The sequence below is a fragment of the Atlantibacter subterraneus genome (assembly GCF_007570865.1).
Classification (GTDB): Bacteria; Pseudomonadota; Gammaproteobacteria; order Enterobacterales; family Enterobacteriaceae; genus Atlantibacter; species Atlantibacter subterraneus.
This window is the reverse complement of sequence record NZ_VLPS01000006.1, coordinates 85,763-101,397: the sequence shown is the minus strand read 5'-3', so window position 1 is coordinate 101,397 and position 15,635 is coordinate 85,763. Positions and strand designations below refer to the sequence as shown.

General features: G+C 55.5%; 13 protein-coding genes. 11 read left to right on the top strand and 2 right to left on the bottom strand.

Going from position 1 to position 15,635, the window contains the following annotated elements; all coding sequences use genetic code 11:
* Position 1: 1 nt before the first annotated feature.
* Positions 2-760 (top strand): phosphonate metabolism protein PhnP, encoded by a 759-nt coding sequence (gene phnP, locus FND52_RS12395; RefSeq protein WP_144131110.1) that lies wholly within the window; start codon positions 2-4, stop codon positions 758-760.
* Here phnP and yjdP read toward each other — a convergent pair.
* Together yjdP and FND52_RS12385 are read right to left on the bottom strand one after the other, a co-directional pair.
* The gene (gene yjdP / locus FND52_RS12390) at positions 757-1,080 is read right to left on the bottom strand and encodes a DDRRRQL repeat protein YjdP (protein WP_144131108.1); all 324 of its coding nucleotides are present in this window, start codon (positions 1,078-1,080) and stop codon (positions 757-759) included. The genes phnP and yjdP overlap by 4 nt on opposite strands.
* A 76-nt stretch (positions 1,081-1,156) precedes the next feature.
* Complete coding sequence (locus tag FND52_RS12385) at positions 1,157-3,727, bottom strand: ATP-binding protein (RefSeq protein ID WP_144131106.1); 2,571 nt, start codon at positions 3,725-3,727, stop codon at positions 1,157-1,159.
* Between the two features lie 182 nt (positions 3,728-3,909).
* Between FND52_RS12385 and FND52_RS12380 the strand changes: the two genes are divergently transcribed.
* The 10 genes from FND52_RS12380 (at position 3,910) to FND52_RS12335 (ending at position 15,554) form a co-directional block, all read left to right on the top strand.
* Entirely contained in the window at positions 3,910-5,433 is a 1,524-nt protein-coding gene (locus FND52_RS12380; protein WP_125294706.1) for a sugar ABC transporter ATP-binding protein, read from the top strand.
* 22 nt (positions 5,434-5,455) lie between these two features.
* Positions 5,456-6,445, top strand: a complete 990-nt coding sequence (locus FND52_RS12375) for an ABC transporter permease subunit (protein ID WP_125294788.1) — start codon at positions 5,456-5,458, stop codon at positions 6,443-6,445.
* Between the two features lie 28 nt (positions 6,446-6,473).
* Positions 6,474-7,415, top strand: coding sequence for an ABC transporter substrate-binding protein (locus FND52_RS12370; protein ID WP_144131104.1), 942 nt, complete (start codon positions 6,474-6,476; stop codon positions 7,413-7,415).
* An 80-nt stretch (positions 7,416-7,495) separates the two neighbouring features.
* Positions 7,496-8,179, top strand: coding sequence for a D-lyxose/D-mannose isomerase (locus FND52_RS12365; RefSeq protein ID WP_125294708.1), 684 nt, complete (start codon positions 7,496-7,498; stop codon positions 8,177-8,179).
* Between the two features lie 15 nt (positions 8,180-8,194).
* Positions 8,195-9,055: a ketose 1,6-bisphosphate aldolase gene (locus tag FND52_RS12360; RefSeq protein ID WP_144131102.1), complete on the top strand. Its 861-nt coding sequence runs from the start codon at positions 8,195-8,197 to the stop codon at positions 9,053-9,055.
* A gap of 9 nt (positions 9,056-9,064) precedes the next feature.
* On the top strand, positions 9,065-10,075 hold the full coding sequence (locus tag FND52_RS12355) for a carbohydrate kinase family protein (protein ID WP_144131100.1): 1,011 nt from the start codon (positions 9,065-9,067) through the stop codon (positions 10,073-10,075).
* A gap of 664 nt (positions 10,076-10,739) precedes the next feature.
* The gene (locus FND52_RS12350) at positions 10,740-11,276 is read left to right on the top strand and encodes a fimbrial protein (RefSeq protein WP_125294711.1); all 537 of its coding nucleotides are present in this window, start codon (positions 10,740-10,742) and stop codon (positions 11,274-11,276) included.
* Positions 11,277-11,365: 89 nt separating this feature from the next.
* Positions 11,366-12,076 carry a fimbrial biogenesis chaperone gene (locus FND52_RS12345; protein ID WP_144131098.1) on the top strand — a complete coding sequence of 237 codons (711 nt, stop codon included), beginning with the start codon at positions 11,366-11,368 and terminating at the stop codon, positions 12,074-12,076.
* Positions 12,077-12,087: 11 nt separating this feature from the next.
* Positions 12,088-14,577 carry a fimbria/pilus outer membrane usher protein gene (locus FND52_RS12340; protein ID WP_144131096.1) on the top strand — a complete coding sequence of 830 codons (2,490 nt, stop codon included), beginning with the start codon at positions 12,088-12,090 and terminating at the stop codon, positions 14,575-14,577.
* A complete protein-coding gene (locus tag FND52_RS12335) occupies positions 14,577-15,554 on the top strand; it encodes a fimbrial protein (protein WP_144131094.1) in 978 nt (325 codons plus the stop codon). Before FND52_RS12340 ends, FND52_RS12335 begins: the two co-directional genes overlap by 1 nt.
* Positions 15,555-15,635 lie beyond the last annotated feature (81 nt).

The window sequence follows — 15,635 nt, the reverse complement described above, 5'->3', positions numbered from 1 at the left end:
GATGACCTTAACGCTGACCCTCACCGGCACCGGCGGCGCGCAGCTGGTCCCGGCGTTTGGCTGTTGCTGCAAAGCCTGTGAACGGGCGCGCAGCGATGAGGCTTTTCGCCGCCGCCCCTGTAGCGCGGTGATAAACTGCAACGATGCCATTACGCTGCTGGATGCGGGAATTCCCGACCTGATGGATCGCTGGCCCGCCGGGAGTTTCCGCCAGTTTCTGCTGACCCATTACCATATGGACCATGTGCAGGGGCTTTTCCCGCTGCGCTGGGGCATGGGCGACAAAATCGCGGTGTACGGCCCGCCAGACCAACAGGGTTGCGACGATCTGTTTAAACATCCCGGCATTCTCGATTTCAGCCATACCGTCGAGCCGTTCGTGGTGTTTAGCCTCCAGGGGTTGCAGGTGACGCCGCTGCCGCTCAACCATTCAAAACTGACGTTTGGCTATCTGCTGGAAACCGCCCACAGCCGCGTGGCCTGGCTGTGCGACACCGCCGGTCTGCCGGAGAAAACGTTGAAGTTTTTGCAGGCGGGGCCGCCTGACGTGATGGTGATTGATTGCAGCCACGCGCCGCGCGACCAGACGCCGACTAACCATTGCGATTTAAACACGGTGGTGGCATTGAATGAGGTGATAAAAAGCCCGCGGGTAGTGCTGACCCATATCAGCCACCAGTTTGATGCATGGATGATGGAAAACCCGCTGCCGGAAGGGATTGAAGCGGGTTTTGACGGGCAGGCAATCACTTTTGCTTAGCGATCGTATTCATCTTCCAGCCGCCGTTCTTCCTCTTCCAACTGCTGGCGCTCGCGATCCAGTTGACGCTGACGCTCATCTAACTGACGGTGCCGGTCCTCAAGTTGCCTGCGCCGGTCATTATACTGGCGGCGCTGGTCGTCGGAACGTTGCCAGTCGCGATCGTCGCGCCGGTCATCACGTCGATCGTCATTTTGAGAATACGCGTCGTCAATCGCACGGGTAATCGACGTCACGGTATCGTCAATCACATCGGCGCGCACCGGTTGAGCAATCATCACTAACGCGCCGAGCGTCAGGAAAAGCGGCAAAGTTTTCATCAGGCAGCCCTCGAAAAGACAGAGTATTACTTTGCAAAGGCTGCGGAGAGTAGAGAAGAAGAGAATTCTCAAAGCGTCAGGGGTGGCATGCCCGTCGCAGCGCCTGCGCCAGTTGAACCTGAGTAAAGGGCTTACGCAATAATTCCACGTCTGGCTGCGCTGCCGGATCCTGCGCGGCGCGTAAGTCCTGGCCGCTGATCAGCAGCCGGGCGATATGCGGATGATTAATCGCCGCGTAGTGCAGCACTTCCGCGCCGCTGACTCCGCCGGGTAGCATCAGGTCGCTAATCAGGATGCCGATATCCTCAACGCTATCCAGTAAGGTGATGGCTTCTTCCACGGTCTGGGCTTCGAGGGTGATATAGCCCAGCTGATGCAGCTGTTCGCACAGCGTCTGGCGCACATCGGCTTCATCTTCCAGCAGCAACACCAGTTCGTCCTGTGATGTTACATCGGGGATATCGACCGGCAGCGCCAGCTCGCTGGCCGCCTGCGGCGCGCGCGGCAGTTGCAGGCGTACCGTGGTGCCCTGGCCGGGGGCGGTGTCGATTTGCACGCGTCCGCCGGACTGGCGCACAAAGCCATACACCATCGACAGGCCGAGGCCGCTGCCTTCGCCGGTTTGTTTGGTGGTAAAAAATGGCTCGAACACGTGGGCTTTAACGTCATCCGACATCCCGCAGCCGCCGTCGATCACTTCCAGCGTCACCATATCGTGCCGCCGCCCGTCACCCCGGGTCACGCGCTGATTCCAGCTACGCAGCTTAATGACTCCGCTGCGCCCTTCCATGGCGTCGCGGGCGTTCATCACCAGGTTAATGATGGCGTTTTCCAGCTGGTTAACGTCAATCCACGCGGGCCAGGCGGGCTGCTGCGCTTCCAGCTCCAGCGTCAGGGTCGCGGGCAGCGAATGGCGCATCAGTTCCACCAGGTTTTCCAGCAGCGGCTTGAGCTGTACGGCACGCGGATTCAGGGACTGCTTACGCGAAAACGCCAGCAGGCGCTGGGTAAGCTGCGCGCCGCGTTCGGCGGCTTTTAGCGCCCGGGCGATGCGCGGTGCGTCCGGCGTACCGGGCGCGGTCAGTTCCAGGCTGCCGATTATCACCGCCAGCAGGTTGTTGAAATCGTGGGCCAGGCCCCCGGTCAGTTGGCCGACGGCGTTCATTTTCTGACCGTGCACCAGCGCCTCTTCCAGCCCTTTACGCTCGGTGCGATCCAGCACCACGTTGACCATGCCGCGACCCGGCACCGGGCTAAAGCGCAGCTCTATGGTGCGGTTGTCAGCCAACCGTAACTCCTGAGGATGGGGCAGCGGCAGCGCGAGGTTTTCCTGGATATGGGCATCCTGCGGCGCAACCTGGCGCAACAGCTGGAGATAATGCTGGCCGCGCTGCACCCCTTCCGCATCCAGACCCAGCAACAAAGGGTATTGCGGGTTCCACACCACCAGCTCGCCGTGGCTGTCGAACAGCGCAAAACCGTCGCGCATGGCGTGAAAAGTGGTTTCCAGCTGGGTGCTTTTTTCTTTCAGCAACCGGGAGGTGTGTTCCAGCGACGCGGTATTGCGGGCAAACACGTTAAACGCGCGGGCCAGTTCACCCAATTCGTCGCGCCGCTGCTGCGCCGGGACGGTGACATCCCGCTCGCCGCGCGCCAGCCGCGCCATCGCCGTGGAGATCGCCGTCAGGTTCGAGCCGAGATTGCGGTAGATATACCACCCGGCAAACCCGGTGATAATCAGCGCCAGCGCGGCAAACACGGCGATAAACAGGATCATCGAGCGCAGCTCTTTATGGCTGGCGGCGGTGCGCAGCGCCGACTCCTCAGCTACGCGTTTCACATACTGGTTGATATCGGTGTTGAGAAACGCCACCAGCGCTTTGATGTGGTACATCGACCAGCTAATCGCGAGGTCGCTCTCCGCCAGCGCGGCGGAGAGCGGATCGAGCTGCTGTAACTGCTGCCTGAAATCCTGGTAGATGCCGTTGATCAGCGGATCGCCGAGCTGGCCGGGCAACTGCAGCATCACCGCGTCGATCTGCTCCACCGTCGGGCGCGGCGACGGGGTCTGGATCGCCGCGTCAATCAGTCGATCCATCTCGATCAGCATCCCGGGCGCGGGCGCGGTTTCCCCGGTGCGCTGATTCAGCGTCTGGATATGATGAAGATAACTTTGGTTTTGATACAGGGCGCTGAGCAGCGCGTTGCGCTCAAGATGGCGGCGATGGCCACGCTCCAGCATTTGGGTCACGCTTTGCTGCAACTGATTACTGCGTGAGATGATGTTACCCACCAGCTCCGGCTCCAGCGCGGCCAGCGGCGCTTTCGCCAGCAGCCGCAGCGAGCGCTGCAGCGCCAGTTGCGTCTGCTTTAGCCGATCCGCTTCACTTTGATATTCCAGCGCGCCCACCACCTGGCTTAACCGCACCGCCGCCGTGGCGACGTTGGCGGTATCGCGCGCCAGCGCCATGCTGCCGGTCATATCGCTGAGCGTCTGCTTCTGCACCTGTTCCTGCAACACGCTGGCGTGTCGAAATCCGACAATCGCCACCACGCTCACCATCAGGGTGACTGCCACCACCAGCAGATTAAAAAACAGTAACCGCCCGCGTGCGCTGGTCAGAAATCGGCTGGCTGACTGTGTCATAACCCACTCCACTGGCGAAAACAGAACAGTAGCGCCTCGCGCTGCTCCCCGGCACGGTTGCGTTGCGGGAATGTGATCAATGTTAACTATTCAGCAATATGACAAATATGAATGGGCTTTGACATCTTGCATTTATCTGACAGTGGTCAAGTGAGAGCACCTGACCCCGAATGGAGTGCGCCATGAACGCAACGCCTGTACTGGAGATGCGCGATATTGCCAAAGCGTTTGGCAAGTTTTACGCGCTTAAAGGCGTCAGCCTGACGGTGTATCCCGGCGAGATCCACGCGCTGATGGGCGAAAACGGCGCCGGGAAAAGCACCCTGATGAAAATCCTCGCCGGGGCGTATACCGCCACCAGCGGCGAGATCCTGATTGACGGGCAGCCTTACAGCATCAAAAGCCCGAAAGACGCGTTACAGGCGGGCATCACGCTGATTTATCAGGAGATGCAGCTCGCGCCCAATTTAACCGTCGCCGAGAATATTTTCCTCGGCAGCGAAATTTCCAGCGCCGGGCTGGTGAACCGCAAAGAGATGGTCACCCAGGCTCAGAAGGTCATTGACCGGCTGGGCGCACAGTTCCGCGCTACCGACCGGGTGATGCGCCTGACCATCGCCGAGCAGCAGCAGGTAGAAATTGCCCGCGCGCTGCACCGCAACAGCCGCATTCTGGTGATGGATGAACCCACCGCCGCCCTCTCTTCCCGCGAAACCCACCGCCTGTTCGAGCTGATTATGCGGCTGCGCAACGAAGGCATGGCGATTATCTACATCAGCCACCGCATGGCGGAAGTGTATGAGCTGTCCGACCGGGTCAGCGTGCTGCGCGACGGCCAGTACGTCGGCAGCCTGGAGCGCGACCAGCTGAATGCTCAGGAACTGGTGCGCATGATGGTGGGCCGCCCGCTGAGCGATCTGTTTAATAAAGAGCGCGATATCCCGCGCGGCGAGGTGCGTCTGGCGGTGCATCACCTCACCGACGGCGAGAAAATCCAGCCGGTTAGCCTGCAGGTGCGCGCCGGTGAAGTGGTGGCGCTGGCGGGCCTGGTGGGCGCGGGCCGTTCCGAACTGGCGCAGCTGATTTTCGGGGTGCGCAAAGCCACCGGCGGCAGCATTGAAATCGATGGCAACCCGGCGGTGATCCACTCCCCGCGCGACGCCATCGACCGCGGTATCGGTTTCTTAACCGAGAACCGTAAAGAGCAAGGGCTGTTTCTGGAAATGGCCGCTCAGGAAAATATCACCATGGCGACGCTGGAGCGCGATGCCATGTACGGACTGCTTAACCGCAAGAAAGCGCAGTCGATATCCGATGACGCTATCTCCACGCTCAATATCCGCGTGCCTCATGCTCAGGTGCGGGCGGGCGGATTGTCCGGCGGCAACCAGCAAAAACTGCTGATTTCCCGCTGGGTCGCTATCGGTCCGCGCATTCTGATCCTTGATGAACCGACGCGCGGCGTGGACGTCGGCGCAAAAAGCGAGATTTACCGCATCATGAACCAGATGGCGCGCCAGGGTGTGGCGATCCTGATGATTTCCAGCGAATTGCCGGAAGTGGTCGGTATGAGCGACCGGGTGTATGTGATGCGCGAAGGCAGTATCGCCGGGGAGCTGAACGGGCCTGACATCACTCAGGAAAATATCATGACGCTGGCTACCGGCGTGGACGAATCGCAGCAGAAGGCGGTACGCAATGACTAACTCTTCGCAAAAAGGCCCAACCATGACGCCATCCACTTCACCCGCCCCAAAATCCGCCTCCGTGAAAAAGATGCTGATGGGCGACATCATGCAAACGGTGGGGATTTTACCGATTCTGATCCTGATCGTGGCGGTATTTGGCTTTATCGCGCCTAACTTTTTTACCGAAAGTAACCTGCTGAATATTACCCGTCAGGCGTCGATTAACATCGTGCTGGCGGCGGGGATGACCTTCATTATTTTGACCGGCGGGATCGACCTGTCGGTGGGGTCGATTCTCGGCACCACGGCAGTGGCGGCGATGGTGGTGTCGCTCTCTCCGGAGCTGGCGATGCTGTCGATGCCTGCGGCACTGATGTTAGGGCTGGCGCTCGGTTTGTTTAACGGCGCGCTGGTGGCGTTTGCCGGGCTACCGCCGTTTATCGTCACGCTGGGAACCTACACGGCGCTACGCGGCGCGGCCTATCTGCTGGCGGACGGCACCACGGTCATCAACTCGAATATCAATTTTGAATGGATCGGAAACGCCTACCTTGGCCCAATCCCCTGGCTGGTGGTAATTGCGCTACTGGTGGTGGCGATTTGCTGGTTCATTCTGCGCCGCACCACGCTTGGCGTTCATATTTACGCGGTAGGCGGCAATATGCAGGCGGCGCGGCTGACCGGCATCAAAGTGTGGCTGGTGCTGCTGTTTGTTTACGGGATGAGCGGGCTGCTGTCCGGGCTCGGCGGGCTGATGAGCGCATCGCGGCTGTACAGCGCCAACGGCAACCTGGGGATGGGCTACGAGCTGGACGCGATTGCGGCGGTTATTCTCGGCGGCACTAGTTTTGTTGGGGGTATCGGCACCATCACCGGTACCCTGGTGGGGGCGTTAATCATCGCGACTCTCAACAACGGTATGACCCTGATGGGCGTTTCATACTTCTGGCAACTGGTGATCAAAGGGGCGGTGATCATCATTGCAGTGCTGATAGACAAGTACCGTACCCGTCACCATCAAAGTGCATAACAAAATACCCTACGTGAGGAAAAGAAATATGCGTTTGAAACCCCTTGTCACCGCGCTCTGTGCTGGCGCACTGCTTGCCGCCTCGCCGTTTGTGCAGGCCAAAGAGTTAAAATCTATCGGCGTCACCGTCGGTGACCTCGCCAACCCGTTCTTCGTGCAGATCACCAAGGGTGCGGAACTGGAAGCACGCAAGCTGGCGGGCGATAACGTGAAAGTCACGCTGGTGTCCAGCGGCTACGATCTCGGCCAGCAGGTTTCGCAGATCGACAACTTTATCGCCGCCAAAGTGGACATGATCATTCTTAACGCTGCGGATTCCAAAGGTATCGGCCCGGCGGTAAAACGGGCCAAAGATGCCGGGATCGTGGTCGTGGCGGTTGACGTGGCGGCTGACGGCGCTGACGCCACCATCACCTCGAACAACACCCAGGCCGGGGAGATCGCCTGTAAATACATTACCGATCGCCTGAAAGGCAAAGGCAATGTGGTGATCATCAACGGGCCGCCGGTGTCCGCCGTGCAGAACCGCGTGGAAGGCTGCCAGACCGAATTCAAACGCCATCCGGATATCAAAGTGCTTTCCTGGAACCAGAACGCCAAAGGCAGTCGCGAAGGCGGGCTGGAAGTGATGACCTCGCTGCTGGCGGCGAACCCGAAGATCGATGGCGTATTTGCCATCAACGATCCGACGGCAATCGGCGCGGATCTGGCGGCGAAGCAGGCGCAGCGTAATGAGTTCTTTATCGTCGGCGTGGACGGATCGCCAGACGCGGAAGAAGCCCTGAAGCGCGATAACTCGCTGTTCGTGGCGACACCCGCTCAGGATCCGCAGGTGATGGCGGCCAAAGCGGTGGAGATCGGTTATGACATCCTTCAGGGCAAACCTGCGCCGAAAGAGCCAGTGCTGATCCCGGTGACGATGATCGATAAGAACAACATCGGCACTTACAAAGGCTGGACGGTGAAATAACCTTCAGGTGAGGGTGAGGGGCGCGACTGCTCCTCACGCCTCTTCTTCAGGCAGAGCATCCACTCTACCAGGGAGATGCAATGAAACGTTCTGAAATCAATGAAATCCTCGGCCACACGCGCCAGTTCTTTTCCCGTCATGACGTGCATCTGCCGCCGTTCGCCAGCTTCGCCCCCACCAAATGGCGTGAACTGGATGAGACCAACTGGGCGGAAGTCTTCGAATTAAAACTCGGCTGGGATGTGACCGCCTTCGGCGGCAATAATTTTAGCGCCCAGGGGCTGACGCTGTTTACCCTGCGCAACGGCTCGGTGGATGGCGTCACCTGGCCGAAAAGCTATGCCGAAAAAATCATGCACGTCCGGGATGGTCAGGTGACGCCGATGCATTTTCACTGGCGCAAACGGGAAGACATCATTAACCGGGGCGGCGGCAATTTAATTATCGAAATCTGGAATGCCGACCAGTACGAACAACCTGAACAAAGCGATGTCACGGTGGTCATCGATGGTTGCCGACAGACGCACAGCGCCGGCAGCCAATTGCGCCTCGCACCAGGGGAAAGCATCTGCCTGACGCCCGGCATGTATCACAGCTTCTGGGCTGAAGCCGGGTTTGGCGATGTGCTGGCGGGTGAGGTCTCAACGGTAAACGACGACGACCGTGACAATCGCTTTCTTAAACCCCTTGAGCGGTTCAACGCCATTGATGAAGACGAGCCCGCTCAGCTGGTTTTGTGTAACGAATACCGCATGTTCCGATAATTTCAGGAGGCCAACATGGCATTGATTTCACTCGCAGACGGACTGGCGCATGCGCGTCAATACGGTTATGCGCTCGGGGCGTTTAACGTGCTGGACAGCCATTTCCTGCGTGCGCTTTTCGCGGCGGCAAAACAGGAGCGTTCACCGTTTATCATCAATATCGCGGAAGTGCATTTTAAATATGTATCGCTGGATTCGCTGGTGGAAGCCGTCAAATTCGAGGCGGCGCGTCACGACATTCCGGTGGTGCTCAATCTCGATCATGGCCTGCATTTTGAATCGGTGGTCCGGGCGCTGCGCCTCGGGTTTAGCTCAGTGATGTTTGATGGCTCAACCCTGAGTTATGACGAGAACGTCCGCCAGACCCGGGAAGTGGTGAAGATGTGCCATGCGGTCGGCGTATCGGTCGAAGCGGAGCTGGGCGCGGTAGGCGGCGATGAAGGCGGCGCGCTGTATGGCGAGGCGGACAGCGCGAAGTTCACCGATCCCGCCATTGCCCGGGAATTTGTCGACAGTACCGGCATCGATGCGCTGGCAGTGGCCATCGGCAACGCCCACGGCAAATATAAAGGCGAACCGAAGCTCGATTTCGACCGGCTGAGCGCCATCAGCCAGCAAACCGGCATTCCGCTGGTGCTGCACGGCGGCTCGGGGATTAGCGATGCCGACTTCCGGCGCGCCATCTCGCTGGGCATTCACAAAATCAACTTTTATACCGGGATGTCGCAGGCGGCGCTGGGCGCGGTGGAACAGCGCATGGCGGATCGTAAGCCGATGTATGACGAATTCGCCGAGCTGCTGCTGGGGATTGAAGAAGCCATTACCGACGTAGTGGCGGAACAGATGCGCACTTTTGGCAGCGCGGGGCACGCGTAAGGAGGCGTAATGAGCGAGCGTAAAGGCGTTATCACCGCTGGCAATATGCTGGTGGATCATGTTCATCAGATCGTGAAGTGGCCGGAGCCGGGCTGGTTAACCGAGATCACCCGCAGCGAGCGCTCCACCGGCGGCGCGCCGCTCAACGTATTGCTCACCCTCGCCAAAATGCGCACCGGCCTGCCGCTTCAGGCGGTGGGCCTGATTGGCGAAGATCATGACGGCGATTACATTATGGCGATGCTGGAGCAATACCATGTTAATCGCCAGCACGTGCAGCGCACCTCGTTCGCACCAACCTCAATGACCCAGGTGATGACCGACCCCAGCGGCCAACGCACCTTTTTCCACTCGCCCGGCGCGAACCGATTACTGGATTTACCCGCGTTCGATCGCCTCGACAGCAACATGAAGATTTTCCATCTCGGTTATTTATTGCTGCTCGATAGCCTGGATTTACCCGACACTGATTACGGCACGCGCAGCGCCCGACTGCTGGCGCAAATGCAGCAGCTCGGCTATCAAACCTCGCTGGATTTGGTGTCACGTCAGGGCGATCCGCGCTATCAACCGCTGGTGATGCCTGCCCTACCCTGGCTGGATTATCTGGTGATTAACGAACTGGAGGCCGGCGAGTTCAGCGGGCAGCCGATGCGCAAGGACGATCACACGCCAGACATCGACGCTATCGGCGACGTCGCGCGCAAACTGTTAGAGGCCGGCGTGCGCCAGCGGGTGGTGATCCACTGCCCGGAAGGCGCGTTTGGCGTCGAACATAGCGGCGAGGGTCTGTGGGTGCCATCAATGACGTTGAGCCAGGAAGAGATTGTCGGCAGCGTCGGCGCGGGCGATGCGTTCTGCGCGGGGCTGCTTTACGGTAGCCATGAAGCGTGGCCGCTTACCGACAGTATTCAGCTCGCTCATGCCTGCGCGCGAGCCAGTCTACTGTGCGCGAATGCGATAGACGGAGCGAAAACGTTAAGCGAATTATCCCTTGATATTAAGCAGAAAAATAAATAACGGCGACGCACGTAAGCAATCACGTTTAAATAATAACCGTTTTTAGCAAAAACGGTTATTATCAGAAAAATAAGAAAATAGCCTCTTAATAATTAACAGTTATATTATGTAACAGTCCGTAAATAAACCCATCATAAGATTTCACGTACTGCGTTTTTTCTTACGACGATTTCCTGCTCCATAATCAGAATATTAAAAGAATAATAAAATAAAAGATTATATTCTATGTAAAAATAACGCATATTTTCTCACCAAATCATACAATTAAGATATGATTTGTTTTTAACGCTTCAGGAAATGAATTAATAATACGATCGCAAACAAAAAAAATAGACAGATAAATCAGCGCATTGCAAAATAATAAATCAAATCAAGCCAAATAAAAAAATTAAAATTCATTTAGGATCTCTCAGAGTAATATTAACTCTGATGAAATTATTCAAATAATGAATGCAACCTTACAAAACAGAACACCAGTTAATAACTGGCCTGGCATTCCACTAATTGACAATAATTAAGGCGGGTATAGCCTATACGAAAATTTATTCGGGGTCCGTTTTCGTCGTTAACGTCCCATGACTCTTCTTTCCTCCTTTAACCATATCTGTAAAGGGCAGAGTCAGCGTCAGTATTGGATTTTTCACCAACAAAGGAGGGTCTTACAATGAGGAAAAAGGCGCTACTTCCCGTCATGGCGATGTTACTCGCCGCGGGAGTCGCACAGGCTACCACCAATAGTCCCGCAACGCTTTCTATTACAGGGAAAGTCTATGGGAACGGGTTTGGAGCGGCGCAAAGCTGTTCCGTCAGCCTGAGCAGAAGCAGCATCGATCTGGGTTCGAAAAAATCGATTCTGCTGCCAGTGCAGGGTGCTAATTATTCCGCCTCAAGCGGCTTAATTAGCGTGTCAAACAGCTGCTATCGCCCCGGCATAAATAATAATGCATTCGCGTATAAATTTATGGGGACGGCAGATTCCGTTGAACAAACGGTGTTAGCGAATACCTTAACCAGCGACGATGCGGCGAAAGGCATTGGTGTCGGCGTCTATACCCTGAAAGGGCAGCCGATCGCTATCAACAACGGTACGTTGATCGGCGGCAGCAATGCGTTCTATCTCAGCATGGTTAAGCTGAAAAACACGACGGTGACCGGTGGTAAAGTTCAATCCACCCTGACCGTTCAGGTGGAAAGGCTCTAAGCAGTCATAAAAACCTAATCCGCTCTCTTCATAACGCAGGCGAGCGGATTATATATTGCGTTAATACAGGAAAGTCGGTTCAAAGGAAAATGAAAAAGTTACTGGTTCTCATAATAACGATGTGTGTCGCATGGACATTTAACAGCTATGCGGCGCTGACATTAAATGTCAGCCGAGTGGTTTATAATGAAAAAGACGGCGACGCGCAACTCTCCGTTAATAACGATGAAAACCGTACCTATTTGATTCAGTCCTGGCTGGATGCGGGCGATCCCGTTAATGTCAAAAAGGCCTTACCTTTTGTCGTTACACCGCCGTTATTTCGGCTGGATGGTAATAGCGACAACGTCATTCGCGTGGTGTATTTAGGCACAGGATTACCAACAGACAAAGAAAGTCTGTTCTGGCTAAACGTAAAGGGGATCCCTGGGCTTAATGATGCGGAGAAGAAATTCGAAAACCGTATGGTCCTTGCGGTTGATAATCGTATAAAAGTGTTTTTCCGCCCCGCCTCGCTTAATGGCAACGCCAGCGACGCAATGAAAAATCTCAGCTGGACGCGTAATGGCAACAGGATCACGGTAGAGAATAAACAACCATACCATGTGGTATTGAATAAAATCACCGCAGGCAGTGAAGATATTACTGTCTCGGTATTGGATAACAATTCACTTATTGCGCCATTTGGCCAAAAAACCTTTACGTTAAAACATGCCCCCGCTCAGGGCGAGACCATTGCATGGACCGCAGTCAATGACTTCGGTTTGACATCCAAAAGTTTCTCGCAACGTTTTGAGTAGATTTATTCAGCATGAGAGCGACAGATTTAGCGTTGGCCGGGGTATTTGTTTTTTTTGAAATAGTGAATCAACGCGCTTATGCGGAGGAAGTTTATTTCGATCCTGGACTGCTGTCGCCGGTAAATGGGTCTGAAACCCTTGCGGATACCGCATTATTAGCTCAGGGGGCGCAACCGCCCGGCGAATATAGAGTACACATTTTTGTTAACGGCGAACCTGCGCTGACAAGCAGCGTGAGATTCGAACTGGATGAAAATAAAAAACTTTACCCGTGCCTTGGTTTTTCGGCATTCAGAAAACTGGGAGTGGACATGTCAAAAATAAAATCGACAAGCGGTGACAATGACGCCACAAAAGGTTGTGTTGCGATGCAGGAGTATTTCCCTGATGCCAGCGTAAAGTTTGATTTCGCCAACCTGAAACTGGATATCAAGCTGCCGCAAACCGTGTTGCTCGATGAAGCGCAGGAAGGCGTCCCGCAGGAAGAGTGGGATGACGGGGTTCCCGCGTTGATAACCAGCTATCAGATTTCCGGCCAGCAACAACTTAGCCAGCGTGATGATATCAACGGCAATCAGGCGTATGCCAATTTGACTAACGGCATCAACCTGGGCGCATGGCGCTTCAGAAATAATTCCACGCTGGACAGCGACAAGGGCTGGGAAACGCTCACCAATTATGTTGAAACCGTCATCAAACCGCTGAAAGCCGAACTTACGCTGGGCGATGCCACCACGCCGGGCGATATCTTCGACAGCCTGCTACTGCGTGGCGTGCAGTTAGGTTCCGATACCGACATGATCCCCGACCAGCAGAATGGTTTTGCGCCGGTTATTCATGGCATCGCGAAAAGCAACGCGCGCGTCACGATCAAAGATAAAGGATTTGTGATTTGGCAGCGTTCGGTGCCGCAGGGGCCTTTTACCATCGCCGATTTGGCGCCGATCTCCGACGGCGGACAGCTTGACGTCACGGTGACTGAAGCGGACGGGTCGGAAAGCCATTTCTCCGTGAATTACGCCAGCGTGCCACAGCTGTTACGCAGCGGCCAGGTGCAATTCAACCTTGCTGCAGGGAAGGTTATCGACGACAACGCATCGGGCGTCGATTTGCCGCAGGTGGCGCAGGCCACGATTTCATGGGGCCTGCCCCTGGATTTAACGCTTTACGGCGGCGTCCAGTTCAGCGATATCCATTCGGCGTTTAGCGCCGGGATGGGCGCGGATTTGAAAGCGGCGGGCGCGCTGGCGCTGGATGTCACCCAGGCCAAAATAGACCAGCCGCTCATGATGAATGGCAATACCGAAACCCGCCAACAGGGGAAAATGGTTCGTCTGACCTGGCATCATTCGCTGGGCGACTGGGGCACCAGTATGCAACTGACCAACCGCTGGTATCTGGAAAATTATTTGTCGCTGAAAGATGCGCTGTCTTCAGAATGGCTGTCCGACCACTCGCTTAAACATCGCGAAACCGACCTCAATATTAATCAAACCATTAATGATAGTAACAATTTCTATTTTTCGTTAAATGAAACCGAATACCGGGATAATAACGTTTCCCGTAATGCGCAGGTGAGCTGGAATACCTCTTTTGATTTATTTAGCCTGTCCCTTGCGTTCAGCATGAACCGACAAAGCATTCAAAACGAGTGGGACAAGCAGCTGTCGTTGACGTTAACCGTGCCTTTCGCCTCGCTTTATCCCGAAAGCCGTCCCTCTCTGAGCTATACCACCGGCAGCAATTTAAAGAACTCGCTCTCTAACCAGGTGGGGATGAACGGGACCTTTAGCAATAACCAAAGCCTCAACTGGAATACCCAGTTGAGTTATAACACGCAGCAGGGTCAGGACAGCAGCCAGTCCGCTTCTGCCGGTCTGGATTACCAGGGCAAATATGGCCAGCTTGGCGGCACGCTAATTTCCGATACCCGGCAGTACCTCTCGTGGAATGCGTCCGGAAGTCTTGTGGCCCATCGCCACGGCATTACCGCGGGCCCCTATTCCAACGGCGCGCTGGCGATTGTTACTGTCCCTGACGTCGCCGATTTGCCCTTTGAAAACGGCCTGAACAGCAGTACCGATGGTTCAGGGAATGTGCTGGTGCCGAATATTCGCAACTATCGCCGCAACGCGATCCGCATCGATACCCGCAACGCCGATAAAAATATCGAATTCCCGAGTACCTCGGTCTCTCTCGTGCCGACGCGCGACGCGGTCGTTGCCGCCGTGATTGAACCGCGGGTCGGACGAAAAGTGGTGGCGACCGTGAGCTATCGCGACGGTTTCCCGCCCTTTGGCGCTATCGCCAAAGTCAATAAAGAACAGGAAACCTTTTTTATGGGCGATCAGGGTCAGGTTTATCTGACCGCTATGCCTGATAAAGGGGTTATTCATGTGGAATGGGGAGATAACCAGCACTGCGACGCGCCATTCGTATTACCGCAGGTAGATCGCCAGAAGGCGCTTCCCGTTACGCTGGTTCCAGTGAGTTGTCAGTGATGAAAACTAAACTTCTGCCTTCACTCATTTTAGCCGCGCTTGCTTTTGCTCCCGCGACGTTTGTCCGGGCGGCGGAATGTGCCGCTCAAAACAAAGACAGCCCGGTGAATTTAACTATTCCCCTGACGGCGCAATTCCAGACGAATATTATTACCAGCCCACCTGGCAGCGTTCTCTGGCATAAAGAGGCGACGCTTTCGCAACTGGCGAATAGCCATCGCGAAATTAATATCGATTGCCTGCTGCAAGCCGGCGCGCAGTTCTCCGGGAAATTAAAAAATAATCAGCAAGGCCAGAACACTTACGCTACCTCTATTCCTGGCATTGGCATCCGGGTGAAATTAATTTACGCGGCTCCGGGCGCGGCGCGCAGGGAATGGATGTTACCGTTTAATGTTAGCGTCGCGTCGTTAAACAGCAAAAATATCAATACCGATGCTCTTTCACTGCGCATTGAATTGATTAAAACCGGCGAATTCGGCACCGCCTCCAGCGCGCCTTATATGATGCCCGCCATGCTAACGCTGGGAAATAATGCACTGGTGGTGAATTTAGCCGTGGCGATCGCGCCACCACACGCCCATTGCAATCTGAAGCTCAATTCCCCGCAAATTGTCATGCCGCCAATTGACGCGGGCATGTTACGGCAAAACGTGCATAGCGCGTTGACGCCTATAAACGCTGAATTGCAATGCATTAATGCTTCTCAGGTGGCATTAACCCTGGAAGGTGCAACCAGCCCGACTCGTGGCGTCTTTGAAAATCTGGTGAAAACCAACGGCGCGGGCGGTGTGGGTATGCAAATTATTTATGGCCAGGAGGTGATGTTGCCGAATAGCCCGAAAATTATTCTTGATTCTCCCGGCGCGCCGCAACGCATGCAATTACCGTTAAGCGCGCGCTATGCGAAAACCGGCGACCCTATTACCGCCGGGTCGGTACAGGCAAAGATTACATTAAAGATTAATTATCTATAAGGCGTATTTATTTAATCGTGTAAATACGGAAGGGTTTTTAGGCCATCAGGCCTGATAGCGCTTCGCTTATTTATCAACATG